Source organism: Flavobacterium sp., assembly GCF_004295795.1.
GTDB lineage: Bacteria > Bacteroidota > Bacteroidia > Flavobacteriales > Flavobacteriaceae > Flavobacterium.
Genome location: NZ_SEBR01000012.1, coordinates 63856 through 89670, shown reverse-complemented (window position 1 = coordinate 89670; position 25815 = coordinate 63856). Strand labels below are relative to the sequence as shown.

Annotated in this window: 28 protein-coding genes and 1 tRNA gene; 23 read left to right on the top strand and 6 right to left on the bottom strand. The window is 45.8% G+C overall.

What is annotated here, in order from left to right; all coding sequences use genetic code 11:
- Window position 1 precedes the first annotated feature (1 nt).
- The 18 genes from EOO49_RS11570 (at window position 2) to EOO49_RS11485 (ending at window position 13077) form a co-directional block, all read left to right on the top strand.
- Window positions 2-1426, top strand: coding sequence for a galactosyltransferase-related protein (locus tag EOO49_RS11570; protein WP_290845784.1), 1425 nt, complete (start codon window positions 2-4; stop codon window positions 1424-1426).
- A complete protein-coding gene (locus tag EOO49_RS11565; RefSeq protein WP_290845782.1) occupies window positions 1408-2181 on the top strand; it encodes a hypothetical protein in 774 nt (257 codons plus the stop codon). The genes EOO49_RS11570 and EOO49_RS11565 overlap by 19 nt, the downstream gene beginning before the upstream one ends.
- A complete protein-coding gene (locus tag EOO49_RS11560; protein WP_290845780.1) occupies window positions 2178-2786 on the top strand; it encodes a hypothetical protein in 609 nt (202 codons plus the stop codon). The genes EOO49_RS11565 and EOO49_RS11560 overlap by 4 nt, the downstream gene beginning before the upstream one ends.
- Complete coding sequence (locus tag EOO49_RS11555) at window positions 2761-4272, top strand: hypothetical protein (RefSeq protein WP_290845778.1); 1512 nt, start codon at window positions 2761-2763, stop codon at window positions 4270-4272. The genes EOO49_RS11560 and EOO49_RS11555 overlap by 26 nt, the downstream gene beginning before the upstream one ends.
- Window positions 4273-4501: 229 nt before the next feature.
- A complete protein-coding gene (locus tag EOO49_RS11550; protein WP_290845777.1) occupies window positions 4502-4840 on the top strand; it encodes a hypothetical protein in 339 nt (112 codons plus the stop codon).
- A complete protein-coding gene (locus EOO49_RS11545; protein ID WP_290845775.1) occupies window positions 4840-6210 on the top strand; it encodes a hypothetical protein in 1371 nt (456 codons plus the stop codon). Before EOO49_RS11550 ends, EOO49_RS11545 begins: the two co-directional genes overlap by 1 nt.
- Window positions 6207-7172 (top strand): DUF6712 family protein, encoded by a 966-nt coding sequence (locus EOO49_RS11540; protein ID WP_290845773.1) that lies wholly within the window; start codon window positions 6207-6209, stop codon window positions 7170-7172. The genes EOO49_RS11545 and EOO49_RS11540 overlap by 4 nt, the downstream gene beginning before the upstream one ends.
- Before the next feature lie 71 nt (window positions 7173-7243).
- Complete coding sequence (locus tag EOO49_RS11535) at window positions 7244-8713, top strand: hypothetical protein (protein WP_290845771.1); 1470 nt, start codon at window positions 7244-7246, stop codon at window positions 8711-8713.
- Window positions 8713-9111, top strand: coding sequence for a hypothetical protein (locus EOO49_RS11530; protein ID WP_290845769.1), 399 nt, complete (start codon window positions 8713-8715; stop codon window positions 9109-9111). The genes EOO49_RS11535 and EOO49_RS11530 overlap by 1 nt, the downstream gene beginning before the upstream one ends.
- Window positions 9112-9127: 16 nt before the next feature.
- Window positions 9128-9436 (top strand): hypothetical protein, encoded by a 309-nt coding sequence (locus tag EOO49_RS11525; protein WP_290845767.1) that lies wholly within the window; start codon window positions 9128-9130, stop codon window positions 9434-9436.
- Window positions 9433-9672, top strand: a complete 240-nt coding sequence (locus EOO49_RS11520) for a hypothetical protein (RefSeq protein ID WP_290845765.1) — start codon at window positions 9433-9435, stop codon at window positions 9670-9672. The genes EOO49_RS11525 and EOO49_RS11520 overlap by 4 nt, the downstream gene beginning before the upstream one ends.
- Window positions 9669-10052, top strand: a complete 384-nt coding sequence (locus tag EOO49_RS11515) for a hypothetical protein (protein WP_290845763.1) — start codon at window positions 9669-9671, stop codon at window positions 10050-10052. The genes EOO49_RS11520 and EOO49_RS11515 overlap by 4 nt, the downstream gene beginning before the upstream one ends.
- Entirely contained in the window at window positions 10042-10551 is a 510-nt protein-coding gene (locus tag EOO49_RS11510) for a glucosaminidase domain-containing protein (RefSeq protein ID WP_290845761.1), read from the top strand. The genes EOO49_RS11515 and EOO49_RS11510 overlap by 11 nt, the downstream gene beginning before the upstream one ends.
- Window positions 10548-11183 (top strand): hypothetical protein, encoded by a 636-nt coding sequence (locus tag EOO49_RS11505; RefSeq protein ID WP_290845759.1) that lies wholly within the window; start codon window positions 10548-10550, stop codon window positions 11181-11183. The genes EOO49_RS11510 and EOO49_RS11505 overlap by 4 nt, the downstream gene beginning before the upstream one ends.
- 2 nt (window positions 11184-11185) lie before the next feature.
- Window positions 11186-11389, top strand: coding sequence for a hypothetical protein (locus EOO49_RS11500; RefSeq protein WP_290845757.1), 204 nt, complete (start codon window positions 11186-11188; stop codon window positions 11387-11389).
- Window positions 11379-12173, top strand: coding sequence for a hypothetical protein (locus EOO49_RS11495; RefSeq protein WP_290845755.1), 795 nt, complete (start codon window positions 11379-11381; stop codon window positions 12171-12173). The genes EOO49_RS11500 and EOO49_RS11495 overlap by 11 nt, the downstream gene beginning before the upstream one ends.
- A gap of 130 nt (window positions 12174-12303) precedes the next feature.
- Window positions 12304-12660, top strand: a complete 357-nt coding sequence (locus tag EOO49_RS11490; RefSeq protein WP_290845753.1) for a hypothetical protein — start codon at window positions 12304-12306, stop codon at window positions 12658-12660.
- A 69-nt stretch (window positions 12661-12729) separates the two neighbouring features.
- Window positions 12730-13077 carry a hypothetical protein gene (locus EOO49_RS11485; RefSeq protein ID WP_290845751.1) on the top strand — a complete coding sequence of 116 codons (348 nt, stop codon included), beginning with the start codon at window positions 12730-12732 and terminating at the stop codon, window positions 13075-13077.
- An 8-nt stretch (window positions 13078-13085) separates the two neighbouring features.
- On the opposite strand, the gene EOO49_RS11480 is transcribed toward EOO49_RS11485, so the two are convergent.
- Entirely contained in the window at window positions 13086-13421 is a 336-nt protein-coding gene (locus EOO49_RS11480) for a hypothetical protein (protein WP_290845749.1), read from the bottom strand.
- Between the two features lie 157 nt (window positions 13422-13578).
- Between EOO49_RS11480 and EOO49_RS11475 the strand changes: the two genes are divergently transcribed.
- The 5 genes from EOO49_RS11475 to EOO49_RS11455 all read left to right on the top strand — a co-directional run bounded on the left by EOO49_RS11475 (window position 13579) and on the right by EOO49_RS11455 (window position 21036).
- Complete coding sequence (locus EOO49_RS11475; protein ID WP_290845747.1) at window positions 13579-14148, top strand: hypothetical protein; 570 nt, start codon at window positions 13579-13581, stop codon at window positions 14146-14148.
- 87 nt (window positions 14149-14235) lie between these two features.
- Window positions 14236-14643, top strand: a complete 408-nt coding sequence (locus EOO49_RS11470) for a hypothetical protein (protein WP_290845745.1) — start codon at window positions 14236-14238, stop codon at window positions 14641-14643.
- Complete coding sequence (locus EOO49_RS11465; protein WP_290845743.1) at window positions 14643-17807, top strand: phage tail tape measure protein; 3165 nt, start codon at window positions 14643-14645, stop codon at window positions 17805-17807. The genes EOO49_RS11470 and EOO49_RS11465 overlap by 1 nt, the downstream gene beginning before the upstream one ends.
- Window positions 17807-19135, top strand: coding sequence for a hypothetical protein (locus tag EOO49_RS11460; protein ID WP_290845741.1), 1329 nt, complete (start codon window positions 17807-17809; stop codon window positions 19133-19135). The genes EOO49_RS11465 and EOO49_RS11460 overlap by 1 nt, the downstream gene beginning before the upstream one ends.
- On the top strand, window positions 19132-21036 hold the full coding sequence (locus tag EOO49_RS11455) for a hypothetical protein (protein ID WP_290845739.1): 1905 nt from the start codon (window positions 19132-19134) through the stop codon (window positions 21034-21036). The genes EOO49_RS11460 and EOO49_RS11455 overlap by 4 nt, the downstream gene beginning before the upstream one ends.
- Here the strand turns inward: EOO49_RS11455 and EOO49_RS11450 are convergent.
- The 5 genes from EOO49_RS11450 to EOO49_RS11430 all read right to left on the bottom strand — a co-directional run bounded on the left by EOO49_RS11450 (window position 21010) and on the right by EOO49_RS11430 (window position 25811).
- Window positions 21010-22224: a site-specific integrase gene (locus EOO49_RS11450; RefSeq protein ID WP_290845737.1), complete on the bottom strand. Its 1215-nt coding sequence runs from the start codon at window positions 22222-22224 to the stop codon at window positions 21010-21012. The two genes, EOO49_RS11455 and EOO49_RS11450, sit on opposite strands and share 27 nt — an antisense overlap.
- Window positions 22225-22319: 95 nt before the next feature.
- Window positions 22320-22393, bottom strand: a tRNA-Arg gene (locus EOO49_RS11445).
- An 89-nt stretch (window positions 22394-22482) separates the two neighbouring features.
- On the bottom strand, window positions 22483-22632 hold the full coding sequence (locus tag EOO49_RS11440) for an SsrA-binding protein (protein WP_290845735.1): 150 nt from the start codon (window positions 22630-22632) through the stop codon (window positions 22483-22485).
- 936 nt (window positions 22633-23568) lie between these two features.
- Window positions 23569-25452 carry a M56 family metallopeptidase gene (locus tag EOO49_RS11435; protein WP_290845733.1) on the bottom strand — a complete coding sequence of 628 codons (1884 nt, stop codon included), beginning with the start codon at window positions 25450-25452 and terminating at the stop codon, window positions 23569-23571.
- Window positions 25449-25811 (bottom strand): BlaI/MecI/CopY family transcriptional regulator, encoded by a 363-nt coding sequence (locus EOO49_RS11430; protein ID WP_290845862.1) that lies wholly within the window; start codon window positions 25809-25811, stop codon window positions 25449-25451. Before EOO49_RS11430 ends, EOO49_RS11435 begins: the two co-directional genes overlap by 4 nt.
- Window positions 25812-25815 lie beyond the last annotated feature (4 nt).

Genomic DNA, 25815 nt, shown 5'->3' with positions numbered 1-25815 from the left:
TATGATCAAATCCATGCTCGACCAACTTGGTTCGACTGGAAACGCGGGCAAGATTGGCGTGGCCATCACCGAATACAACCGTTACGACGTATTCAAGAAGTCGTATGCCGAAATCAAACGCCTTTTGCCGCCTGATGCCGCGTTCGAGGTCGTCGACGATGGCAGCGACAAACCATTTCCTGAGGCGACGTTTCGGTTCGAGAAAAATCGAGGCATTGCCGCGGCTAAAAACAAGTGTCTGGAGCTACTTTACCTTCAGGGATGCGAACACTTCTTTTTGTTTGATTCCGACACGCATCCGCTTGCCGAAAATTGGTTCGTGCCATATATGGAAAGCAAAGAGCCACATTTGAACTACATCTTTCAGGACTTTGCGACCGGCAAAAAGCTGAACGACTGCAAGGAAATCTATCGCGACTCGGAAAAGGTAGCTTATTCGCACGTTCGTGGCTGCATGCTTTATTTCAAACGCGTGTGCCTGGAAAAAGTGGGCGGTATGGATACGGTTTTTGGCAAATGGGGTCACGAACATCCGAATTTGTCAGATCGCATCTATATGGCCGGGCTGACTTCTTTTCGTTACATGGACGTACCAAACAGCAAAGGCTTGATTTATTCCGGAGATGAACACGAAACGGTCAAGACTACTGTTGCAGGCGCGGAACGCAAGGCGATGCTCGCGCAAAACAACCCGATTTTCGAGGCAAACCGATTCGATAAGTCATTCAAGCCTTTCATCGAAAAGAAAAACGCCATCCTTACGTGCTACTTTACGGGTGTAGTCGATCCGCAACGCAAGGAAAAATGGGTTGCGAAAGCTTCCGACTTGGATGCGCTCATAGCGAGCGCATCCAAGTCATCGGTCGAACTGGTTGTTTTGCACGATTGTTTCTCCGATGAAGATGAACGCGATGTACCTGGATTGGTACGGTTTGTCAGAGTCGAAACATCGGTAAATCCTTATGCGCAGCGTTGGATATCGTACCGGAACTGGCTTCGCGAAAATGCCGAATTGTACGAACATATCATTTGCGTCGATGCTACCGATGTTGAAGTTTTACGTGAACCGGAATGGGCGAACATTGGTGAGCGTCTGATAGTTGGCGATGAAGTACAGGTAGTTGGGTGTGATTGGATGGTGAAAAAACACCAAGGAAAAACGCTTCAGGATTTTTTCAAGGCCAACGCGCAACGTCAGCTTATCAACGCCGGCGTAATGGGCGGAAAAGTTTCGACGGTTCTCGAGTTCATGCGGCAGCTGATCGATTTTTATTGCCTGGACCAGATGGGCGAAACGGATATGGGAATGTTCAACTACATCGCATACTCGAACTGGAACGAGCGCCTTTTCTTCGGACGCCAGATCACAACTGTTTTTAAGGCAGAAGACAAAAACGACAAAATCGCATGGTTCAAGCACAAATGACAATTCCTGAATGGTTGGCAGGTTCGCGACGGGACTATCACGTTGGTCTTGGTTTATATGCTGGCGTGCGGCACAATCGAAACGTATTGAAGATGTTGCAGCGCAAGGAAAGTAAGGCCAATATGGACAAACTCGTTTATGAGCTTGGGAAATTTGCGCCGAGAGCTTCGGCCCATGAAGCGCCTCACACTCATTTTGTGGAAGATGTTGCCGAACTTGATTCGGGGATCAAGCAAGCTTTGTCGAATGTTTCTGCCGTATTTATAGCCGGTGCCGAAGAAAATCGTGATCGACTGATGTTCCATGATCTGCCGGCCGAGATGCGTCCGGTGCTTTTGGAAAAAAATCAGGCATTTGCGCGAATGGCTTTCCTTAAAATCGAATTGAATGCCCTGGCTCCCGAAAAGGAGCGGGAAGCGTTCCAAATCCAAACCGAAATCGTCGAATTGCAGAAGAAACGGGATTTGTGCTGGAAGAAACTCGATTATTGGTTACAGCACAGGGATGTTCCGGAAGCGGAGTCGGGCGATTTTGCCGATTTTACGCCGGAGCAGAAAGTAAAGCGGCAACAACTACTTTTCGCGTCCATCTCGAAGCTGAAAAGCCGCGTTTCCGACTACGAAAGACAATTAGCTTCCGATTTGCCCGTGAATGTGAAATTTTCGGTGGAGCGAAAGCTTGTGAAGTCAAAAAAGAACCTGCTTTCGAAGGAATCGGAACTTTTAGAGTTGACTAACCTAATCGAAGGGCGATGAACAGCAAGAAAAGGCCAATGCCGCTTATTAAGACTGACGAAACCACATTTGACAAGATTCTTGCGCATCACGTCAATCCTGAGGTTTTTCCGCTCACCGAAGCCGTCGAGGAAATCAAGAACCGACTTTATGAGATTTTCGCCTTGAGGCTTCGCGGTTTCACCAAACCGATGATCGTCAAGATGTGGAAGAGAAAGGATATTTCCGAAAGCCAGGCTTATATCGACATTCGGAATTCCGAGGCGCTTTACGGCAATATGGCCAAAGTCGAAAAGGAAGGCTATCGGGCGATGTGGTTGGCTTGGGCCGAAGATTTCAAACTCAGGTGTCAGCAGAAAGGCGACCGCAAAAATGAAGCAGTCGCTTTGAAACTTATTGCGGAATATGGCGGATTTCAGGAAGATGATGCCGCAGAGTTCAATGCTGATAAATTGGCGAATGTGGAGGTGGTTTTTGCTTTGCCGAAGCAATATCTGAAGTACTTGAAGCATTTGCCGCAGAACGGCAAGGGTGGTGTCGACGATTTGAATTTGACCGGACCGATCGAAGATATTGATTACGAAGAAATACGCGAAGAACTTGAATCCGATAAAAAAAATAGTTAGGCTCACAGTTCCGCAGATTCGGGCTTTTGCCAATGTGCGAAAAAATAATTACTGGATATGGGGCCGTGGTTCGGGAAAGTCGACCGCTTTGGCTTATGCTATGCGGGAATTTTGCAAGAGATTGCCAGGCGCCTCAATTGCCCTTGTTGGTGCAACCTACTCACAGATACTTTCCCGGACATTACCTTCGACAATTGAAGGGTTGTCGCATTTTGGTCTTTATCAGGATGTTGATTTTGTAGTAGGGCAATCGGGAAAGAAGAAAGGCTACAAAATGCCATTTCAGCCGCCAAATCAGTGGAATAACGTCATGCACTTCTCGAGCGGGACAATCTTCCAGTTGGTGTCTTTGGATAACCCTAACTCTGGACGTGGACTCAACGCCTATGGTGAAGTGGGTGATGAAGCGTTGACGTTGGATCCGGAAAAACTTTACAACAACGTCAAAACGACCAATCGCAGCAGAAAGGCTATTTTCAACAACGATGTGTTCGAAGGCGCGGCTTTCTACGCTTCGTCGATGCCTGTGACCAAACGTGGGAAGTGGATTCTCGAAATGAAGAAAAAGGCTGAGGGCAATCCTGAAGAATTTTATTACAGCCAAGCGAACGCATTTTGGAATCCGCACCTGCAACCGTCGTGGTTCAAGCGGATGGAAGATGAATCGCCGAGCCGCGTTATTTACGAGGCCGAAATCCTCAACATCGAGCCCAAAGAGATAACCGACGGTTTCTACGCGAACCTGAATCCGGATCACTATTATACCGATTTCGCAAATAGCTATCTGGAATCAATCAATATGACGGGATTGGTTGACCTAAATGGTAAGCGACTGAGTCTGACGTGTCGGCAGGATAATGACCTAAGGGTCGATGTAGGGCTAACGGTATCGATCGACTTTGGAGTGTTCAACAGTTTGACTGTGTCGCAGCCTGATGATTTGTTGTATAAGGTTTTGAAGTCAATGTGGGTTAAGTCCCCTAAGCTACTCGATGATCTATTCATTGAGCAATTCATTCCGTACTATGAACCGCACAAAACAAAGATTGTCTACCTGTACGGTGGCCACGATGGCAACATGCGCGGTCCAAACCATAAACTTACGCTGTTCGAACAAGTTCGAGACCTTTTAAAGAAACATGGATGGACAGTGTACATCATGGCCAAGGGAGCGGCCGCGAGTCATGCGGATAAATATCTCCTGATTAACGCCATGCTCAAGGGGACTTATCCCAATCTGCCGAAGATTCGCATCAACGAGCACAACAACCCTGATCTGATTGTAAGTCTAGAGCATGCTGAAGCTATAGAAGGTCGTAACGGTGTGGAGAAAGATAAGCGACCAGAGCGCAACAAATCCATGAAGCAGGAGCATACGACACACCTGTCTGACGCATTTGATCATCCAATCTTCGCACTTTACTGGGACAAGTTCAAGGGTCGATCAAACAAACATTTGGCCGAAAACGGAATTTCCGTCGGCTGACAATATCCCAACCCATTTTCATATATCGCTCTTTTTCTAAATGGAAAGTGAGGAATCTTTAAGGGTGAGGCGGGCTTTCGCGCTGAAAAATAGAAAAATCTTAGAAAAAAAATAAATCAAAACCTTGATTGTCAAAAAGTTGAAGTTTATAATTCTGGAAAAGCAGCTCGTTTGTGTTGTGTTTTTCCGTGTCCTATTTTAAAAACGGCAATCAGCGGATTTTTGACTCATGCAAACGATCAGTCTCGCCGAAGCCATTGCCATAATCCAACGCCGCGACAAGGAAGGAAAACCATTTCCTTTTGACGTGACTTACCGCACCTTCAACAGTCAATCGAAAGCCGGCGGAAAATTAAAGCAGTTCGTCGCTGCGAAATATCTACCGGATAAAAATCCGAACGCCGTACAAATCCCAACCGAACACAACATTTTCGATCCTGTCAAAATTTCGCGCAAGCCGAGTCATTACGACAATCGCACGCGAAACATCGAACTCGAAAACGGGGAGATTAAAAAACTCCGCTTCGACTTCATCATCACCGTCAACAATCAATTCGTCCGTTACTGATGCGTTCAAACACAGAATTTCACGGCAACATAGCCATTAGCGACCTCCCGAATCGCGGTCAGGCCGTTTTCGCATTTACGAATACTGTCGAAAAAGCAGGTGAAAACGTCACGACTATCAAGGTGGAAACCAAAGACAAGGCGTCCGGCGTGATCGCCGCTTGGGGAAAGAATAACGACACGCCGCAAAAAATCATGGAAGCCGTGCGCAAGAACGGCACTGCAAGACGCGCACTCGAAATAAACATTGCCTCGCATCACGGCAATGGAATCATTTTGGTGGGGCCGAGCCAAGCCGACGAGAACGGAAAGAAGTCTCCAAAATTGCTAAACCTTTCGGATTACCAAGACATCCAACTCTTTTTCCGAAAAAACCAAGTCAATAAATTCTTCGCGGAAACCGTAACCGACCTTGAATGGTGGAACATCGGCTTTCCGGAATACATTCTATCGAACAATTTCGCGACAATCAACCGCGTCCGTCGACAAAAAGCGGCGTGGTGTCGCTACGAAGTGATGTCGGAACTCAACGGATTGATAGAAAATATTTTCATTTCCCAGAAATTCGGAAGCGGAAGTGTTGCTCCCGATTCGGAATTCGTCTCGAAAGTCGCGATCGTCGATCCATATTGGTCAGCCGATGAAGTCCGAGAGTATTGTAAGGCAAACAAGATTTTCAAGTTCATCCGTCCGATCTTTTATCCATTGTTGGACGAGGCGTACTATCCGGAAGCCGCCTGGCATTCCGTGACAAAATCAGGATGGCTCGAAGTTGCAAACAGCGTTCCTGCGTTCAAGCAAGCACTATTCAACAATCAGGTGAACATCAAATACATCATCGAGATTGCGGAAGAATATTTTACGAACACCTACGAAGACTGGCAATCACTCGACGCTACCAAGCGCATTGGAATCCGAACAAAATTGATTGATACCATCAACGAATCTCTTGTTGGGAACGAGAAAGCGGGCAAATCGATTCAGGCAATGATGATTCGCGACGTTGATGGCAAACAAATTTCGGCAATAAAAATCACGCCGATCGACGACAAGTTCAAAGACGGATCATACTTGCCGGAAGCATCCGCGGCCAACTCCGAGATTGCCGTTGCGACAGGTGTCGATGCGTCCTTGATCGGTGGTTCTGGAATTCCGGGCGGAAATCTCGGAGCCGGAAGCGGTTCGGACAAGCGCATCGCGTTCGACATCCTGACAGGGCTCAAAAAATTCCAGCGCATGACTTCACTTTCCCCTCTGGAATTCATCCACGAATACAACCAATGGCCGCAAGAAGTCAGCTTTGCTATCGAAAGCACAGTGCTTACTACGCTTGATGACAATCCAACAGGAACAAAAACCGCTACGGCATGATACTCGAGAACACAGCAGACCTAAGAAAGTATGTAGCGGTTTCGAATAATTTGATATTCGAAGATTTCGAACCATACATCACCAAGGCCGTCAACCATTTCACCTACAAGTATCTTGGTGATCTCCAAATGTATTTGGGCGCGGAAGCGACAGGAGCAAATGCCGACGTCAAAAACAAGGCGCGCGGAATGCTTCGCGAGGCTTTGTCGAACTTCGGGTTGTTTCTTTATTTCCCTGTCGGTTTGGTTAGTATCGACTCGGCCGGCATCACTACACAAAACAGCGAGCAGCGAAAAACCGCCGACAATTTCCAAGTCAATGACATCCGACGCGATTTGCTGCAATCAGGGCACAACGCAATGGACAGATTGCTCGAATATCTCGAGCTAAATGCCAACATTTTCCCTGATTGGAAAGCAAATTATCTTCCAATTAATCAGGAATTATTGGTATCAAGCACGGGAATTTTTGATAAGTGGTTCAACATCTTCGGAAGCCGACAAGCCTATCTCGCGCTTTTGCCCTACATCCGAAAGGTTGAAGACAAGTTCATCAAGACATTTTTGTGCGGTCCGCTCATCAAGGCGCTCAAAGATGGAACGGCCGCGGGCGAATATCATTTGGAGGTTAAGGAGTATTTGCAAAAAGCGATCGTTGCTTTTACAATCTCAAAGGTTTGCACCGAAGGACTTTTTCTGTTGGATGCGTCCGGCCTTCGTATCAAGTTCGACACTTTGCCGCACGAGTCGCAGCGCATTCCTGACTATGGATTACCTGCCGACCAAATCGCAAGAATGGCATCCATCCAGGAGGCCGACGGCATCGCTTATCTCAAATTTGCGCGAAAGATTATCGAGGCACACGCCGCCGATTTTGATCAATGCCCTGTAGTATTCATCAATGAAACGTCAGGCGACAGCGGTTTCAATCCATACGACACGAAAGCAATTTTAGCTATATGATAACAGGAGGTTCAAATATCGGTTGCGGTTCGTCAGGTAATAATCCGACGCTGCCTACAGGGGCTGTAATTATGGTTTTGGATCCAACGACAATGTCTTTGGAGATTCTCAATATAGTCTTGCAAAATATTTACGAAGCAATCGGCGATACCGAAACGCCAAACATTCAGCAAGTTCTCAACCAAGGCCGCAATTACGATTTTACTGATGGTTTTTCTACTGGACGCTGGCGCGTTATGGCCGACAATAGTGGTGGTATTGGGATTTATGAAGAAACCTTCGAGATTGAATCCGGAACAACTGAAGTCCAAATCTCTAGTCGGAAAATTGGGAACGGATTTGCAGGAAACTCTGTAAGGCAAATCAATGCCGCGACCGAGGCAGGAACGCAAGTAGTCGTAGGGGCAGAGGTAGCTGTAAATGATGCGAGAATCGTCACGGTTTCCTACGCCGACGATCAAGGGGAAACGGGTAGCTTACAAATAATTCTTGATATTCCGGAAGTTGGTGATCAGGGTAGATATATTTTTAGAAGGCGCGCTAATTCCGCCGCGGTCGCTACCCTCGAAGACATTCCGGACTACAACGACAGATTCAAAGGAAAATACACCTCGATCGCAAACCTGCAGGCCGCACATCCGACAGCTTCGGATGGCGATTATGCAATCGTCGACGCCGGAACCGGTAGCAATGCGAAAGAGTACATCTGGGACGCGCAGGAAGGTTGGGTGATTTCTGGAAGCGCCGGAGCAGCATCGACTGACGCTTTACCGGAAGGTTCGATAAACCTATATTTCACATCGGCACGCGTTATCGCTACTATTCTTTCCGGGTTGTCGTTGACGACCGGAGGCACTATTTCTTCGGGCGACTCGGTTTTGCAGGCATTTGGAAAGTTGCAGTATCAGATAACGAATGTTTTTGGCGGTTTCGCCGCTTTCCTTACTGCATTATCCGCAATTACCACGCCGGCAGACACTGACGAATATATTTTGCAACGAAGCGGCAATTCCAGAAAAGTTCTTTGGTCGACGTTGAAATCTTCACTTCGTTCATATTTCAACGGATATTATTCCCGGACGGTTTACATGGACACGGGCGTTTATTCAACGACTGCAACTTTGAGTCCGCAAATTTTCGCATCGAGATTGGTGTCGGCAAACGACATCCAGGCCGGACGATTACGAATGCGCAAGACGTGGAAAAGGACAAACGCGAACGCCAACATTACTGTAGACATTTACATCAACACGTCGATTTCCATTTCCGGAGCGACAAAACTCGCGACAATTACCATTGCCAACACGGGTTTGTTCTCGGTTGTCGACCGTGAGCTTTCGTGGAACGGAACAACATTAAAAGGATTTCCGCCTGCGATCAATTCGCCTTCCGATGATGCGATAAACGGTAACACACCGCTTTCGGCAGCAATCGACTTTGCGGGAACGGCTTACTATATTTTTGACGTGGCCACGCTGAACAATACGTCGGACGTGCTGGAAACGATGGACAATGAACTCACAAACGTAAAAAATCTCTGATGTCAAAATTCACGATACTGGATAGCAACGATTTCGTACTGCAAGTTGTTGATGCGGAAACAAATCCGGCCAATGCCGTCACTCAAATGCAAACGACTTGGTTTTTGAAAGCCAAGTTCAATCGAACCACGAATCAGTTCGTCGAAGGTGCGACCGCATCCGAACTCCAAGCTTGGAAAGATGCGCGCGTCAAGGAAATTCGAGAGAAATACAGATTGTTGCTTGAGCCGACGGATTGGTACGTTACCCGAAAATCGGAGAATGGAACGGCAATCCCGCAGATCATTCTCGACGAGCGGGCGGCTTTGCGGACAGCGTCTTCCGCAGAAATAGAGCAAGTCACCGGTGCGCCAGAGATTCAGAAAGGGGCAGGCGTAAATCTTCAAGTCAAACTATAATTATTAAAAATGCTACATGTTCCCAAACCTATCCCAACTGAAGTTCGCCCTTCAGTTCCCGAAGCTGACCACACAGCAACGGCTAAGCGCCTGGATGATCCTGAGCTTCTTTATCCTGTTGGGAGAAAGATACGCGAGCGTGTCACAGCACGCAAAAGATGATGACCGAAACGACAAGACGCATCAACGTATCCATGAACAGGACAGCATCAGGATTGTCAAGCTCGAAATCGAGAACCGCGAACAACAACAGGAAATCCGGACGCTTTGGCGCGAACGTACGGAGGACATGAAAACCGTCACAAACAAACAAGAGAGCAAATGAAAACCCTGACATTCTTTAGCCTGATTGCATCGGCACTTTATTCGATTCCCGCCGGTCCGCAAATCCTGGAGTCTACAAAAAGTTCGCCGGCGGAAATTACCGTGCGCGTCGTCGATACGGTCTTGCTCAAAATAGATGAGCGCAAAATGGAGCGTAACCGGCTCAAAGCCCAATACAAAAAGACATTCAATCGCGCGCTAGAAATTATCGACAGTACCAAAAACGCAAATCCATGAAAGACATTTTCACCTCAGAATTATCGCAGCGACTGATCTACGCGTCAATCGGGATCATGTTCTCTTTTTGGTGGTCAAGCCGAAGCGGAAAGACATTCACCTTTTGGCGGATCATCTTCGAAATGCTTCAAGGCTTTTTCGTCTCATGGGGCGTAGCTGTCAGCACAAAAGAATTTACACAGTGGAGTTTGAACTTCACATTATTCCTGGTTGTCGTGGCGTCCTTTTTTGGGTCGCGAATAGTAGCTTTCTTGAGCAAGGATGCATTTGAGGCCGCGAAATCGGCAGCAATTTCCAGAATAAAATCTTTCGGCAAAAAGAAAGAGCCTGAATATGAAGAATATGATGTTGAACCAGAAAATCTAGGAAATGATACCTGAAGAATTTATCAAGTGGTTTCGTCCACACGCTTTAAAAGTCGAAGCCGCCACGGGAATTTCATCCACTTTTTTACTCGCGCAATCTGCACTGGAAAGCGCTTGGGGTAAAAAGGCTGTCGGAAATATGATGTTTGGTGTGAAAGACACAGACGGAGTTAACGGAAACGAGCAATTGATCACGACGACCGAATACAGTTTAAATCCAAGACTGAAATTCCCGGTTATCATTTCTGTTGTGAAAACACTTAGAAACGGCAAATATTGGTGGAAGTACACGGTCAAGGATTATTTTAGAAAATATCCATCGCCGGAGCAGTCTTTCTCAGATCATGCAAAAATGTTGATGCGGGCACCGCATTATCAAAAGGCCATGAAAGTCAAGCACGACCCGTATTTGTTGGCAAAAGAAATTGCCGCCGCCGGTTATGCGACTGATCCTAACTATGCGCAAGTGCTGAGAGATATGGTGTATTCTATTCAAAAGCGTCTGCCAAAATGAGAGCTTCCACAGTCTTAATCATACTTCTGTCGCTGATGCTGCTTGCCAGTCTGGGAACGTGCCGATTCTACAAGAACCAAGGCAGCGACAACCTTCTTGCAGTTGTCGACACGGTCAAGTATTTCCGAAATTCAATAGGTGTACTGACGGCGTCAAAGAAAACCGTCGAGGCAGATCGCGATCAACTCAAGGAACTGGCCAACTCGCAAGGCAAACAAATGGCGGCGATGACCAAGGAATTTCGCCAGGTGAAATCGGCAACTATTGTGTCGGCGCCAATCTTCATTCCAAAAGCCGAAGTAAAGTTTGATACGCCACTGCCTTGTCCGGAGTTTGAGCGCAAAGGAGTGAAGGAAGACGACAAATGGTTTAGGTTCCAATATGTAGTCAACCAGAACGGTTTTAGCTTGGACAGCCTGAAGGTTTCAGACACGCTGCGAATCGTGAACGGCACAAAGCGAAAGTGGTTTCTTGGAAAAGCGATTCCTACAACAGACCTTACGTCCTCGAATCCTTACTCTACGCCGACCATAATCTTCACCGCGTCCGAATCAAAGAAGAGTGATCTTTTGCGAGAAGCCGTATTATTCATTGCGGGAACTGTTTTGGGGCGCGCTTCAAAATCACTTTAGGAATGGACTTCAAAAGATATCAACGAAGCCTTGGGACGCAAAAAGCGGAACTCCGGGAAACAATCAGGGAAAAGTTACTGAATGACGAACCTTTGGAAGATTCGGCAGATTTGCTCCAAATGCTCGGAATGGTCGAGATGCAACTGGGCATGGTAAAAAAGAGAATTCTAACGGAAAACAAACAAGATTTCGATTTTGCGAAGTAAAAAGAAAATCATCCAAATCAATATTCCTACTGCCTGGAATGAGCTCACCGATCGACAGCTTTTCCGGTTGGCCGCTGTCATGTATTCGTCCAAAAGCGGAAAGGCATTATACGTTGCAGTTTGGATGATCCTCGTCAACGTCCGTTGGTGGCAATTCCGAAAAATGGGAAAAAATCTCAGGATATTGAGCGAGGTTCCAATGTGGGATCTGGCCGAAAGTTTCGGCTACATCTTCACAAACCGCAATCTTACGCGTTTCCCAAACGGTATTCGTGACAATTCCGGCCATCTGCATTTTCCGCCTCAAGTAGCTTTGGGCGATTTAACGATCGAGGAATACGCGCTCGCAGTTGATCTGCACGACATGTTCATGGAGAATAAAGACACAGAGTATCTACAAATGATCGCGGCAATTCTCTATTCACCACTCGGCCTCGGACGGCGCGCTCTTGACCGCAGCGCTTTACCTCATTTGTCCGATTCCTTTTCGAAAGTTCCCAAAGAGCAGCTGTTCGCGATAAGCCTCGCCCTTTCCGGAAGCCGTGCGGCAATTGAAAACCGATTCAAAAAAGCGTTCGAGCGTAAAACGCCGACGGCTGAAAAGCTCGACCGTCCGGCCAAACCAAAACAATCACTTGCCGAAGTCATCCGAGCGATGACACAAGGTGATTTGTCCAAGTACAAAGAGATTTGCCACGTGAACGTGTATGTGTTCATGGCACAATTCCAACAGGATATCGTCACGGCCAAAGAAAATAAACTCAAGTCACGCAATGCAAAATAACGTCAGTCACGCAGTAATCGTTTCATTTTTTCGTTACATCGCAAACGCGCATGTCAACATCAAGGGATTTTATCGTTTTAATTGGGACGAGATACAGAACGCAATCCGATCCGGCATCGAATCACCGACCTTGCTTTTAGAAAGCCACGATTCCGAAGTGCGGATGCCGAACAAAGTCGCGAGTTTCAACGCAAGGACAATCAGTTGGATGATTCTCGATTTTGCGCCCAATGACAATTTTGAAAAGCAGGAGCAAGTTTTGGACGAAACCGAAACGATCGCGCTTGAAGTAATGTCATATTTCAAGAAGTGTCGCGAAGATCATGCGCACTGGCTTTATGGCAAGTACGAAGGTGATTTCGAAATGCAAAAAGTAGGGCCGATTTTCGACAACCGTTTCGGTTGGAATGTCATCATTCAAATCAAGAATCAGCAGAAAATGTGCTTTGAAGCAGAGAAATGGAATTTCCCAACTGAGAGTGTTTGAGTTGTCCTATTCGTGTAAAACCAAGTTGCCGAACTTTGTGTCAATCATTAATAACCAAATTATTTTATCATGAAAAATTTGTTATCCTTGGTGGTTGCCTTTTCGTTCTGTCTTATCGGCAGCACGATTAAAGCCGCGCCGCCTGAAATCAAGAACGAAGTGAAAACGGAACTCGTTCAAACACTTGCTTGTGACCACGTCACGGTAATTGCGTTTGATGTTCAAGCCGTTTTCGAATTTCAAGAATGTCAAACCATGGAATCGAATCGCATTGCTTTCGCGGATATTCCCGAGGCGGCAGCATATGTTGTCGAAAAGCCAGAAAAAAATTTGCGAAGCGCGAGGATCCGGCATAGGACATTGACAGACGAACCTCCAAACATCTTACGAGACCATACACCAAATCCGCTGAATTAGCGGATTTTTTATTTAACGCCAAAGCTTTCGTACATCGAAGCTAAATTTTTATCGATGTGATTGATGCCGCCGGTCGCAGCCATCTTTTTCATGATCCAAAGAAGAAAATAAAAATCTACCTGCATGTAAGCGCTGTTGACCATTTCGAATTCGTGCGTGTATTCTTTGCGCCATATCTCGACGCCATAATTGTACAGGATTCCTGTGCACTTGCCATTTATTATTCGTTTTTTGAATTCGGCTTTTAATTCTGCTCCTGTGCGGAGATTGTGCTTCATTATCGCCATAATCTTGTCAAGCGTGAATTTCGAAACGTCCCAACCCGTATAATGATATTGTTCCATTGTTCTTATTAGCCACAAACATTTGTTCTCAATCTAAACCAAACCTTTTTCTTCAGCAAAACTGAATACTGAATTAACTGTTGTTCAATAAACGGAAGAAAACACCTATCGCAGAATTCGAAAAAATATGTAAATTTCGATTCCTAATCTTGACATAATGAGAATCTTGAACTTCATCATTGCGGCTTTCGCGACGTTAAACATTTCCGCGCAAAACTTGGAATACACCGAAGACGGACTGCGGAACAAAGACAGCCTGAGCCAAACGTTTGTCGTAGCGCTGTTACCTGGCAAATCCGCTGACGAGCTTTTTGTAAAAACTAACGCCTATGTCAGCGAGTTCTATAAGAATCCGCGTGAGTCGGTGAAATCCGAAATTCAAAATAAGATGATTCGGTTCACCACGATCGAGCGTCGTGTTTTCCGTTTCCGGAATGGGCCTTACAAAACGCCGCTCGATTTCCGGTACACGACCGAAATTCGAATCAAGCAAGGGAAAATAAAATACGAGATCGTCGAACTCGAAATCACCGGCAGCGAACTCGTGAAAGGAAGATATCCGCGCGTGATTCCGCACGGATCGAACTGGACAGACTGGCCTGTTTTCAAAGACAACGGAAAAGTCCGTTATCCTGACATAAAAGATTTCATCGAAAAATACTTCAAACTCCAACTTCTCGAGCTCACCGAATACATCAAGAATGGTACAAAAAAGGACGATTGGTAAACCGCAATTGACCGCCCTTTGAGGCGGTTTTTTTGTGTCCTATTTATCACTTGACCTCTAGGCTACTTTAGCTGAAAATCTTAGTAGATGCTCAGCCCAGCAGACCTTTACACTCTTGAGAAAAAAGCGGGGAACGCGGCAGCTCGAAAGCTGCGCGATCACCTTCGCTTCGCGATTCAACGAACGATTTTTCGTAAAACAGGAAACGCTGAAGCGTCTGCAAACTCTCGTGCAAAATTCAAGGACAATCGCTTGCAAAGGATTACCATGCAAGCACCTCACTATATTTTCAAACAGCATTACGGTTTTGAAGGCCAGAAGAAAAATGGTGTAAACATGAGGCTAAAAAAAACCGACGTGCTTAACATTGCGTTAGACAGGAGTAAAGTTCTTGAGATTTTGGCTGATGACTTGGCTAAAATTCGAATTGACCAAGTGGCCTTATCCGTAACCTTTGCCCGACCTAACCCGGGTGCTTATACTGGTATTTTGTAATGGCAGCACCGAAAGTCACTCGCGAATTATCGATATATGTAAACGATAGAGAAGTAGTCAATTCTTTAAGCGGCATCAATCGCGAAATCACGAAAGTGAACAATGAGATAAAGAATCTAAACAAAAATTCCTCGACTTACGATTCCGATTTGAAAAAGCTCAAGGGCACATTGGGCGATCTTAAAGAAAAACAATCCGAGTTTAAAGAAGAATTATACGAGACCAAAGAAGCTATCGAGCAAACCGGCGACGAAATGAGTGCTTTCGGAGATAGTTGGAGCAAGATAATAGGTGGGTTTGCAAGCGGCGATCTGAAATTAGCGCAGGCGGGAATCTCATCAATAGGGAGTAGCTTGGGCGCGGCAACTCGTGCGGGTCTTGCCTTTATAGCTACTCCGATCGGTGCCGCGATTGCAATTTTGGCTGGGATTGCACTCGTCACAAAAGAATGGGTTAACTACAATAATGAAGTTTACAAAACCAACAAACTTGTAGCGGCAATAACGAAAGAGTCAGGAGAAAATCTTGACATCATTAGGGTCAAAGCTTCGTCTCTTGCGGAAACATTTGACCAGGAACTGAATACCGTTCTTGAGTCCGCGCGCGCCTTGGTAAATGAATTCGGGATCGAATATTCAGAAGCGCTCGATATTATTCAGGATGGACTTATAAAAGGCGGTGCCGCGAGCGACGAGTTTCTTGCAAGTATCAAAGAATACGCGACGTTTTTTGCGGCGGCGGGTTATTCCGTCGAGGAATTTCAAAACCTTCTCAACACGGGAATCGACATCGGGATATATGCCGACAAGCTTCCGGATGCGATCAAGGAATTTGGCTTATCCGTGCGCGAGGAAACAAAAGCGTCGCGCGACGCATTGGTCAACGCCTTTGGCAAAGAATTTACGGATAAGCTTTTTGCGGGAATCAAAGACGGTTCGATAACGGTAAAACAGGCGTTGCAGTTGGTCGCCGATGAAGCCGAACGTGTCGGCCTCAATTCCCAACAGGCACAGCAATTGACAGCCGACCTTTTCCGTGGCGCTGGTGAAGACGCCGGTGGGGCGCTCAAGATTTTCGAGGCTGTCCGTAAATCGATTCAAAACCAGACTCGCGACCTGACCGAGGTAGAAAAGGCAACCAAACAACTTGCCGATTCGGAGCTCGCTTTGGCCGAAGCGCAAGACCGCGCGCTGAAATCGGACGGTTTCCTAAAATGGAAAACCACAATCGTTTCTGTTTTCAACGAAGTCAAATCAGGATTCTACGACATGGTGGCGGAAGTGACCGACGGATCAGGATTGCTTAACGCATTGATTCCGCTAACCGGATTGTTCACAAAGTCGGCGGTTGAGGAAAGAATCAAGCAGCAGTCGGAATCAAAAGCGATTGCGAATTATGCGGAAGACAGCAAAAAAGCTTTTGAAGTTTATATAGCGGCACGTCGTAAAAGCTTGGGAGATCTTTTTGACTTTGAGGAAACCCGAATGAAATATTTGGAAAGCCTTCGTCAATCTTATGCCAACTTGAAGAAAAAAGCAGATCCTACAGAAATGGATCTTAAGATTGCCAAACGTTACGAAGCGGCTATCAAGGCGATAGAAAAGTATGCCGAAACCGCACAAACGACAGCATCGTCTACAAAAAAAACAACTGAGGAACTGATGGCCGCGGCCATCGAGGGTTTGGAACGTCGAAAAGCCAGACTTGATGCGCTTGGAAAAGATACTTACAGCATCGAGATTCAGATTCTGCAAACCAAAATGTCTTTCTACAAGAAAGGCACGGCAGAATATGAGAAGTATGAGAATGAACTTCTTAAGCTCCAACGCGAGTACCGCGACAAAAAAGCGAAAGAGAGAGCGGAGGAAGCTAAAAAACAGGCTGAAATTCAACAGGCTTTGTTAACGGCTCAAATTCGCGTGGCCAAAGCATTGATCGATTACGAAATTTCTAAAAATTTAGCTGCCTTCTCGGACGGTAAAGAGTTAACTAAAGAAATTATAGGCCAAGAAATTGAACGTCAAAATACATTGGCAGAACTTCGACAAGATGAGCTGATTCGCATTCGCGAAACAAATCTTCAAAAGGCTAACGATACGGCCAAAAGTGAAGAAGAATTGTCGGCCCTTAAAAAAGCTATCGATTTAGAATACCTTACTTCTAAACAGAACCTAGAGGACAAGATTGCGGCTGAAATATTAAAAATTCGAGAGAAGCTTTCCGACCAGTTGATCAAAAAAGAGGAAAAGCTTGCAAAAAAAGAAGCTGAAAGAATTCAAGCAGAAGCCGATATCCGTATTGCGGAAGCGAGTAGCAAACGCGAACAAGAAGAAATTCGAAAGGAAGCAGAACTTGAAAAAGATATCGCAAGGTTTCAAAAATTACGTGACCAAGGAGTAATAACGGAAGATCAACTTCTTCGTTACAAAAAAGCGGCAGCTACCGAACTTAGAAAATTTAAGCAAGAACAGGCTTTTATAGAGGCAAACTCTGTATTAGGCACTCTCAACGATGTCGCATCAGCAGCATCTTCGCTTTTCGGTCAATCAAAAGGAATAGCGTCAGCTCAGGCAGTTATTAACGGGGCGTTGGGTATAACATCGGTGCTCTCTAAGACCTACACTAGTAACGGTTTTATCGATGCCGCTTTAAAGGCTGTCCAAATTGCCGTGGTAACAGCAACTACTTTTGCAAACGTGGCCAAGATCAACAGCCAAAGTGCGCCATCCACTCCGAAATTCAAAACTACGTCCACATCCGGATATTTCTTCGGAGGTGCTACCGGCGAACATCCCGCACTCGGTTACGATCAGTACGGTCCGATAACGGGAGTCGTTCATAAACGAGAGTGGGTAATGCCTGAAATAATGACGACAAATCCGCGATACGCCAAAACTTTGACTTGGTTGGAAAGTGAACGGAAAGGGTTGATTCGCGGTCGCGGGTTTTTTAACGGGGGTGAGACTACTACCGGAACCGTCCCGACATTCCAACCAACTTCGACCGACCCAAATCTTGAAATGTTGATCGCGCTCAAAACCTTGAACAATTTGTTGGCTCGAGGTATTGACGCCCGCGCGGTTATCGGTTATAGCGAAGCGCAAGAAATCCAAAAACTGAACGACGAAACCGCTGCTTCGGCCGCAAATGGAATCCTATCCTAATGATACTCATAAATTCAGCACCCGGAGTCGACCGAGTTTTGCTCGACGCCAACAGCACGCCAATTGAAATCGTGTCAAGTTTTGGCGCGGGTTACTATTTTCGGGCGTTCATCAAGATCAACAACGTCGCATTCGACGAACAGGGTTGGTCGCGCGAGAATGCCACGGTCGCTCGTAAGAACCTCGAAAAACTGTTTTATGCGTATTTCGCACCAATTTTCAATCCGGCGCTAGGCGATGGTTTTTTTGAGCAGACGCATTTGGTCAAAGAAGTACAAGTGCTGATTGCCGAGTACTCCTTGTCGAGCGATGTTTTGGTAGATGAAGGATCGCTACCGGTGTTCTACATCATGCACAACCGCAAGCCCCAACTTTTCAGCGACCAGGACAAAATCCAGATTTTAGATGTTCAGCCAGCAGTTTTACGTGTTCCGCGCGACGGAAAGGTGGAGTTGCCAATTTTTGTCAATGCATCAAGTGATGCGTTGGTTGCGAAAATTTTCTCAGAAAACGGAACAACAGTAACAATCGATGGCGGAACCGTGGACGGGAAAAAAGCGTTTTTGTTTTCCCATTTGATTGCCACGCTAAACATTCCCGAAACCGATGAATATTTCACGATCGAGATCGCGTGTGGAAACCAGATCGTTTCCAAAACGTACAAATTTATTTCGCTCATCAATTTCGGAGTCCAAAAACTTGCCTTTCTTAATAACTTCGGATATTGGATAACGACATATTTCGACGGCGAACTCGAATTGGTATCAGCCTACAAGGGCGAAACTTATTTACAGGACGACGGCACGGAAAAAGTTTTTGAAATTTCTGAAGATGCGACCTATACCTTGAACACGGGAAGTCTATTGTCAAATGAGAAAGCGATTATTAGGCAGGTCGCCAATGCTACAGAAACTAAATTACTGGTCGATGGCCAATGGTTGGAAATGGTCAATAAATCGAAGCGTTATCGCGAGCTTGCCGATCAGAGCAATACCTTCGAGGAAGATTTCATTTTCGGATTGCGCCTCGACAGACGTTTTGAAAACACAGGTGTTGGTCCGGTTACTACAACGCCTGTTTTGACGATAACGGGAACGTCGGTCTCGGGCCCGGACGTCACAATCGATTTTACGATTTCCGATTACATTTATCCGGTAGTGAAATTGCAGCTTAGCTCCGACGGGATTACTTTTAACGATTCAGACGACATTTCGATTGTGTCGCCTCAACTCTTGACGTTGTTGCCAGGAACATGGTACATCCGTATTGCTTCAAACGGCTACACACCACAAATTTTCTCTAACGTCGTTACTGTTGTTGTATCATGAGCCTGATCCGAATCATAGCGAACGGCGTAGAACTTGATTTCGTAAAAGAGACGCTGACCATAAAAAAGGAAGACAACGCATTGATCACCGACTTCAAGGTGAATTATTCGGTTTTTCCATTTTTGGTCATCGATAATGAGCGAACCTTGACCGCGCTTGGGAGTCGCGACCTTACGTCGGTGCACAAGAAACGCGTTGTTCCCGTTACGGTTTTGGAATTGGGAGAAAAGTATTATGGCGAGTTACAAGTTTTGTCCTACATGAACGGTTTCAGGAAATGCAATCTGAAATATGCAACCGAATTGATTGGGATAATGTCGAAGAAAATCGGATCGTTTATGCCGACCGTCTCGATAATCAACGATCCGACGCCAGAGCCTTATGCAAACGAAGCAGCCACTATCGTTCCTGGCAGTGCTGCCTGGCAATTTTACCCGAATTCAATCACGCCTCACATTTTCCCGACTGTCAAATGGCAAATCCCGTCGATGAATTGGAAGGAGAAATTTGGGCAATTCCTCAAAGCCGAAGACGATTGGTATGCGTTCCTGGATAAAATAAACGCCTACGACGACAACGGCTTGGTTATGAATCCCTACACAGAAACTGACACGGGCCGAAAATTCGACAACATGAACGTGGTTTCGCCTCAGGTGTTTCTGCTTTCCCCATTGTTCTACGCTTTGCAGGCGAAAGGCTTCACGATGTCTGGCTCTTTTCCGAACGACAAATTGATTCAAAGAATTCTGATGTGGAGTGCGGCCGACAACATGTATAAGATTCGTCAGCCGGAAGCCGAAATCGATCTGGAATCCATTCCGTGGGTAGACGGCGATTACGGTTCGAATCCTGCTAATGACCATTGGAAGACTTACGAATACACGACCACCCGTTCAGGCCCTCACCGTTTCGTATTCCGCGCGACCGAGCCGCCATGCAATACCGCCGTCGTCGCTCACAGTTTTCTCGCCGGGCAAAAGAGCTACAGCGCCACGCCGGTTTATCCTTTGACCCTTGGCTACGAGCATTACGAACCTACGACCGAAACCTACGAAGGTTCGCTCGAAATCAATGTCGACGCGGATGAAATCGGAATCAAGATATTCATCTATTATTACAGGTTCAAAATGCCGTCGGCGATGCCTGCGGATTTTGCTTTCCGGATTGAGATTGGCGGGTACAACAATGGATACTTGCCGCACCCAACAATCGACTTTAGCCGATACGTTCCTGATTGGACGGTTGCCGAATACATCAACCAATTGAAGAACACATTCAACCTCGACATCACGATCGACGATTTGCGAAAGCGAATGAACATCGATTACGTCGAAGATTTTGTACCGCTCGAAGACAAGGTCAAGCTTCTGAAATCCCTGTTCATCGAATCTTACGAGCAAGTGCCTTACGAGGCGTTCGTTTTGAAATTCTCGAATAATACCGATGACGGCCTCTATATTTCCCGCGACGGCGTTTCGTCTTATGATTCGCAGTCAGGTGATTTCGTGGTGATGTTGGAAAACGGCTTCAAGAGTGTTCCGCATTCTGGGTTGACTGCTGAACTTTCGGACGCTGAAGAATCGAAAGACGGGGTGGGGCTGATGCTTTACAACACGACCAACAAACCGCAGATCGCCTCGAATTATTTGGGGAAGAAAATGGTTATAGAAGGCGCGGGCGGAATTCACGAAACGTTCTGGAAAAAAACGCTGCGGATTCGGGTTTTTGCCTCGCGGATTGAAGTCTCAGGACCGTTTACCGAAACAGAACTTTCGAAGATCAGAAAAACGCGGAAGGTCTATTTCGATAATCAGGCATACTTGGTTCCGGCGCTCGAGTACACCGAGACCGCACAGCGTAATTACATGGTGAAATTAACTGCCGAGAGCATCAATACCTAAGATCTCGTCCATGTTGTGGATTTCGCGGTCCTTGATTTCTTCAACCACATGCACGTAAACCATCGTTTCTTCTATTTTGGAATGCCCGAGAATCTTCTGAAGGTTCACCACGTTTCCGCCACACAGCAAGAATTGCGTCGCGAAGGTGTGTCGTGAGACGTGGAACGTGAGAACCTTTTGAATCCCGACAGCTTTGGCGATGTGTTTCAATTCCCGATTGATGTACTCGGGCGTAAACTTGCCAGGAAAAACCGTGTCCGGATCAAGAAAGCGACGTGCCGTTTTGGAAATAGGGATGCGGTGTAATTTAGTGGTTTTCTCCGCGGAAAAAATCAAGGTGTCGCCAATGATGTTGTCGTGATTCATCCGCAGAATGTCGCCTATCCGCACCGACGAGAAACACGCGAACAAAAAGCGCGACAGTATCGCCTTATAAGTAGCGTTGATAAATGGTTGCTCCCAATATTTGTAAAGCTTTTGGATTTCCTCGGTTGTGAGAAACGTACATCTTTTTGTAAATGATTTTCGTTTGATGTCGTCGTGAAGCACGGGCGTTACAATCCCACGTCGGTTGGCTATGTGTAGATACTTTTTAAAGTTTTTGACCAAGGTGGAGATTGTATTTTCCGAATTTCCTTTTTTGTTTTTGAAAAACCCGGTCATCTTTTTGATCATGTCCTCGTTTATTTCATGGAAGTAAATCGGCGACTGGAATTCGCGAAGTTTATTGAGTGCCGAAAGTTGTTGACGGTAAGAGCCGGGTTTCAGCATTTCTTTTTGCGCCTTCATTTCGATTTCCCAAAAATGCAGGAAGTCGATTCTCGAAAGTGGATTTTCCACTTCCTGGGATAAACTTTCGATAGTCAGCGGAAAATTGCTCAAGCGGTGGTTGACTTCGATCGCGTGGATCTGTGATAGTTTTTGCTCGATCAATAAATTGTAATCGACCGAAAAAGGATGGTTTTTCTTTATCCGTCGTTTCACATCGTCAAACTCGGAAGGTTTCACCGATAGTGCAAGCGGAAACAATTTCTTCTCCTTATTAAGGAAAACCTGAATGTACAGCGCACAGGTACCGTCTTTTCTAACGAAGTCTTTTTTGAGGATTACTTTCTTGGTTAACTCCCCAGTACAATTGATTGGGGAGTTCATTGGGGAGTAGACTGGAAATTTGATAAATGTTCGCATGGTCTCTTGATTTGTCGAAATGTCCGTAAAACGAGACAGGCGGAGCGTTCACCGTTTTTTTGATGAACACTCCGCCTTCTCTTAATATAGTTTCGTGACCTCGACTGGATTCAAACCAGTAACCTTCTGAGCCGTAATCAGATGCGCTATTCAGTTGCGCCACGAGGCCTTTTCGCTCTCAGACAGCCAAATTGCTTGCTGATTGCGGGTGCAAATATAGGACTAAAACCGATATTTGCAAGATATTTTCTGCAAAAATTATTGATTTTTTTGCAAGGCTCTGGTTGTCACATAATAACGCCAGGCAATAATCGCTTTCTGGAGTCTGCTCGCCTGAGCCAAATCGACTTTTTGCCTCGTAAGGCTTGGCAACAACCATTTGTTGAGTTTTGCAAGGAATTTAAACATGCGTTTCGATTTGGAAATAAGGTACGAATTTTTGGGCGAACTGTCCGATGGCAATGCACGAATTGTCGTTTGCCCGGAGCAAATGAATTTCGACGCAGCTTTAACCTCTAAATGGTTTAAAATTTCCAACGAGAACTTTCGGCTTGACAAAAGCGACGCGCCTTAATGCTCTTAATGAACTTAATGGTTTAAAATTTCCAACGAGAACTGTCGGCTCAACAAAAAGCGACGCGCCTTAATGTTCTTAATGAACTTAATGGTTTAAAATTTCCAACGAGAATTTCCGGCTTGACAAAAAGCGACGCGCCTTAATGTTCTTAATGAACTAAATGGTAAAAAATTTCCAACGAGAACTTTCGGCTTGACAAAAGCGACGCGCCTTAATGCTCTTAATGAACTTAATGGTTTAAAATTTCCAACGAGAACTGTCGGCTCAACAAAAAGCGACGCACCTTAATGCTCTTAATGAACTTAATGGTTTAAAATTTCCAACGAGAACTTTCGGCTCAACAAAAAGCGACGCACCTTAATGCTCTTAATGAACTTAATGGTTTAAAATTTCCAACGAGAACTGTCGGCTCGACAAAAAGCGACGTGCCTTTAATGTACTTAATGTACTTAATGGTTTAAAATTTCCAACGAGAACTTTCGGCTTGACAAAAGCGACGCGCCTTAATGAACTTAATTGTTTAAAATTTCCAACGAGAACTTTCGGCTCAACAAAAAACGACGCGCCTTAATGTTCTTAATGAACTTAATGGTTTAAAATTTCCAACGAGAATTTCCGGATCGCTCACATCAATTTAAGTTAAATCTTCCCTCGGCAAAGCCGATTTGGTAGAAAAGCCACGAATTCGCGAATTCAATGTTCCGATCAAGCAATAAAAAAATCCCGCCAAAAAGACAGGATTTCCATTCAAAAAGTAAATTGGCTGACTATTTCTTTTTGGCCGATGCGTTTCGTTCGCGTCGCATCTCGGCTCTGATTTTTTCCATTTCGGCTCTTGTCTTATCCATTTCGGCTCTTGTTTTAGCCAATTCGGCTCTCATTTTCTCGAGTTCGGCGCGTTGTTCTTCACCTCGCTCGATTCGGTGACCTTTCACGATTGTGAGGCTGTTGTCTCTTTTCACGTCAGCCGCGCGTTTTGCGTCTGACCTTGCTATGGCAATATCGGCTTTTGCCCTTGCCATGTCGGCCTTGGCGCTTTCCCAGTCAACACCTGCCAACGCTTTTTCTGCTTCGGCCAAACCTTGGGAAGTCCATGCGGTGATGTCTTCGTTGTCGAAAATCTTTTCGCCATTGATATAAAGCGAATTTCCGTTCACCGATCCGTTTCCGTAAGAACTGACGACGACATCTTCGGAATCGCCGTCAAAGTTTTCATCGCCGATTTTTACGTCAGAAATAACTTTTCCGTTCACGATCACTTTCTGGCGTCCGTTCTTGATCGATTTTACGACGATGCGGTTTTCGTCCGAACTGTCGGCGTCGAATTCGAAAGGTTCGCCTATCGCGATATTTTCGGTTCCATTTCCGTTGGTGTATCCGAAAACAGCCGGTTTTCCGTTGCTGCTTCGGTTGATGTTCAAGCCTCTTACGACATTGGCATACCCCGATTTTCCGAATCCGACGTTATTTCCGTTCTTGAAAAAACGGATCGGCTCGATTGCCTTGTCGCCGCTGACCATCGTCGTTCCTTTCTTTCCGAATTCGTCCTTGAATTCTGCCTTGATGGCTACGATTTCTCCAGCCGAATTTCGTTTGACCTTCGAAAATTTGAGTTTGATGCCGTGGTTTTTCTTGACTTCTTCGGCTTGTTGCTTGAGTTCGGCATCTGTGGTGTTTTTGGTCACGACAACTTCCACACCTTGTTGCGCACCACTGAAGAAAAGCGCGTCAGCATGTTTTTCCTGGGCGATGACCTTGACCTGGAAGGCGAAGAAAAAGGCCGCCAATGCTGGTACGATAAGCAGGTATTTGTAGGAATTCCACTTGCTCGATTGATTTTTGTTAAGCATAACGATTCGTTTTTTGATTAATGATTGAAAAAAATGATTGGTGATCTGCACGCAATTTTCGTGCGTGGTTATTTTCAGGAGCGTGAATTGGTAAGCCTTGATGTCGGGGATTTTTTTGGCAGCTTCGTTGTCGGCGATGAACTCGAGGTTTTGGATAATGGCTTTCTTGTAGTACCAAACGATCGGATTCCACCAAAAAGCGATGCAGAGAATGCGCGAAAAGAGCACATCCAACGTATGTTTTTGAACGCTGTGGACTTTCTCGTGTTCCAGGACGTTGATCAATTCGTCGTGGCTGAACATCGTGGAATTGTAGACGATGTAGTCGAAATAGGAGAAAGGCGCGACATTTTCAGGCACATCGACGAACTTGTAACCCGAGCGTCTGTGTACGGTTTTGCCTTTGAGAAGTTTCCGGAGCGAGAAGAAATCGCGTGCGAACTGAACGGCCAGAAACAACGCGACCAATCCGTAAAGTACTCCCGAAATCAAAAGCCAGTCGATTTCGAATGTCGGTTGCGAAGCTTCGGATATGACATTCACCACGTCGGTTTCCGCCAAGCTTGCATACGCCGCATCCTGCAAGCGTTCCACAGGCAAAACAGGTTTGGCGACCTCGATCCACACGACTTTTTTAAAAGTAACCAGAGGCAACGCTATCGAAGTAACTAACCCAAGCAATAAGTACCATCGGTTACTCTTAAAAAAGGTTTCCCGTTTGAGGAATAGGTGGTAGGCCAAAAGGAACATTCCCATCAAAGCCGCCGATTTTGCCAGATACAAGCCTAGAGTTTCCATCATTTTGAGCGTTTTTCGATGGTTTCGAGAATTTCGCGCAATTCGTCGGCTGAAATCTTTTCTTCCTTGGCGAAGAACGAAACCATGTTTTTGTAGGAACTGTTAAAGTAATTGTCGATCGCCGTTTTCATGAAACGCTTGCGATAGTCTTCTTTCTTGACGATAGGAAAATACTGGTGCGTATTCCCATAAGCCGTGTGCGACACATATCCTTTTTCCTCGAGATTGCGGATGATGGTCGAGAGCGTGTTGTAATGCGGATTGTCGTCTTTCATTTCTGCTACGACGTCTTTCACGAACGCTTTTTCGAGCTTCCATAAAACGTGCATGATTTCCTCTTCTTTGTTCGTCAGTTTTTGCATTACC

Bases quoted from the DNA above. Each gene is read 5' to 3' on its own strand.
- EOO49_RS11570 (WP_290845784.1), top strand. From the start codon at position 2: ATGATCAAATCCATGCTCGACCAACTTGGTTCGACTGGAAACGCGGGC.
- EOO49_RS11565 (WP_290845782.1), top strand. From the start codon at position 1,408: ATGGTTCAAGCACAAATGACAATTCCTGAATGGTTGGCAGGTTCGCGA.
- EOO49_RS11560 (WP_290845780.1), top strand. From the start codon at position 2,178: ATGAACAGCAAGAAAAGGCCAATGCCGCTTATTAAGACTGACGAAACC.
- EOO49_RS11550 (WP_290845777.1), top strand. From the start codon at position 4,502: ATGCAAACGATCAGTCTCGCCGAAGCCATTGCCATAATCCAACGCCGC.
- EOO49_RS11545 (WP_290845775.1), top strand. From the start codon at position 4,840: ATGCGTTCAAACACAGAATTTCACGGCAACATAGCCATTAGCGACCTC.
- EOO49_RS11540 (WP_290845773.1), top strand. From the start codon at position 6,207: ATGATACTCGAGAACACAGCAGACCTAAGAAAGTATGTAGCGGTTTCG.
- EOO49_RS11535 (WP_290845771.1), top strand. From the start codon at position 7,244: ATGGTTTTGGATCCAACGACAATGTCTTTGGAGATTCTCAATATAGTC.
- EOO49_RS11530 (WP_290845769.1), top strand. From the start codon at position 8,713: ATGTCAAAATTCACGATACTGGATAGCAACGATTTCGTACTGCAAGTT.
- EOO49_RS11525 (WP_290845767.1), top strand. From the start codon at position 9,128: ATGTTCCCAAACCTATCCCAACTGAAGTTCGCCCTTCAGTTCCCGAAG.
- EOO49_RS11520 (WP_290845765.1), top strand. From the start codon at position 9,433: ATGAAAACCCTGACATTCTTTAGCCTGATTGCATCGGCACTTTATTCG.
- EOO49_RS11515 (WP_290845763.1), top strand. From the start codon at position 9,669: ATGAAAGACATTTTCACCTCAGAATTATCGCAGCGACTGATCTACGCG.
- EOO49_RS11510 (WP_290845761.1), top strand. From the start codon at position 10,042: ATGATACCTGAAGAATTTATCAAGTGGTTTCGTCCACACGCTTTAAAA.
- EOO49_RS11505 (WP_290845759.1), top strand. From the start codon at position 10,548: ATGAGAGCTTCCACAGTCTTAATCATACTTCTGTCGCTGATGCTGCTT.
- EOO49_RS11500 (WP_290845757.1), top strand. From the start codon at position 11,186: ATGGACTTCAAAAGATATCAACGAAGCCTTGGGACGCAAAAAGCGGAA.
- EOO49_RS11485 (WP_290845751.1), top strand. From the start codon at position 12,730: ATGAAAAATTTGTTATCCTTGGTGGTTGCCTTTTCGTTCTGTCTTATC.
- EOO49_RS11480 (WP_290845749.1), bottom strand. From the start codon at position 13,421: ATGGAACAATATCATTATACGGGTTGGGACGTTTCGAAATTCACGCTT.
- EOO49_RS11475 (WP_290845747.1), top strand. From the start codon at position 13,579: ATGAGAATCTTGAACTTCATCATTGCGGCTTTCGCGACGTTAAACATT.
- EOO49_RS11470 (WP_290845745.1), top strand. From the start codon at position 14,236: ATGCTCAGCCCAGCAGACCTTTACACTCTTGAGAAAAAAGCGGGGAAC.
- EOO49_RS11465 (WP_290845743.1), top strand. From the start codon at position 14,643: ATGGCAGCACCGAAAGTCACTCGCGAATTATCGATATATGTAAACGAT.
- EOO49_RS11460 (WP_290845741.1), top strand. From the start codon at position 17,807: ATGATACTCATAAATTCAGCACCCGGAGTCGACCGAGTTTTGCTCGAC.
- EOO49_RS11455 (WP_290845739.1), top strand. From the start codon at position 19,132: ATGAGCCTGATCCGAATCATAGCGAACGGCGTAGAACTTGATTTCGTA.
- EOO49_RS11450 (WP_290845737.1), bottom strand. From the start codon at position 22,224: ATGCGAACATTTATCAAATTTCCAGTCTACTCCCCAATGAACTCCCCA.
- EOO49_RS11440 (WP_290845735.1), bottom strand. From the start codon at position 22,632: ATGTTTAAATTCCTTGCAAAACTCAACAAATGGTTGTTGCCAAGCCTT.
- EOO49_RS11435 (WP_290845733.1), bottom strand. From the start codon at position 25,452: ATGATGGAAACTCTAGGCTTGTATCTGGCAAAATCGGCGGCTTTGATG.
- EOO49_RS11430 (WP_290845862.1), bottom strand. From the start codon at position 25,811: ATGCAAAAACTGACGAACAAAGAAGAGGAAATCATGCACGTTTTATGG.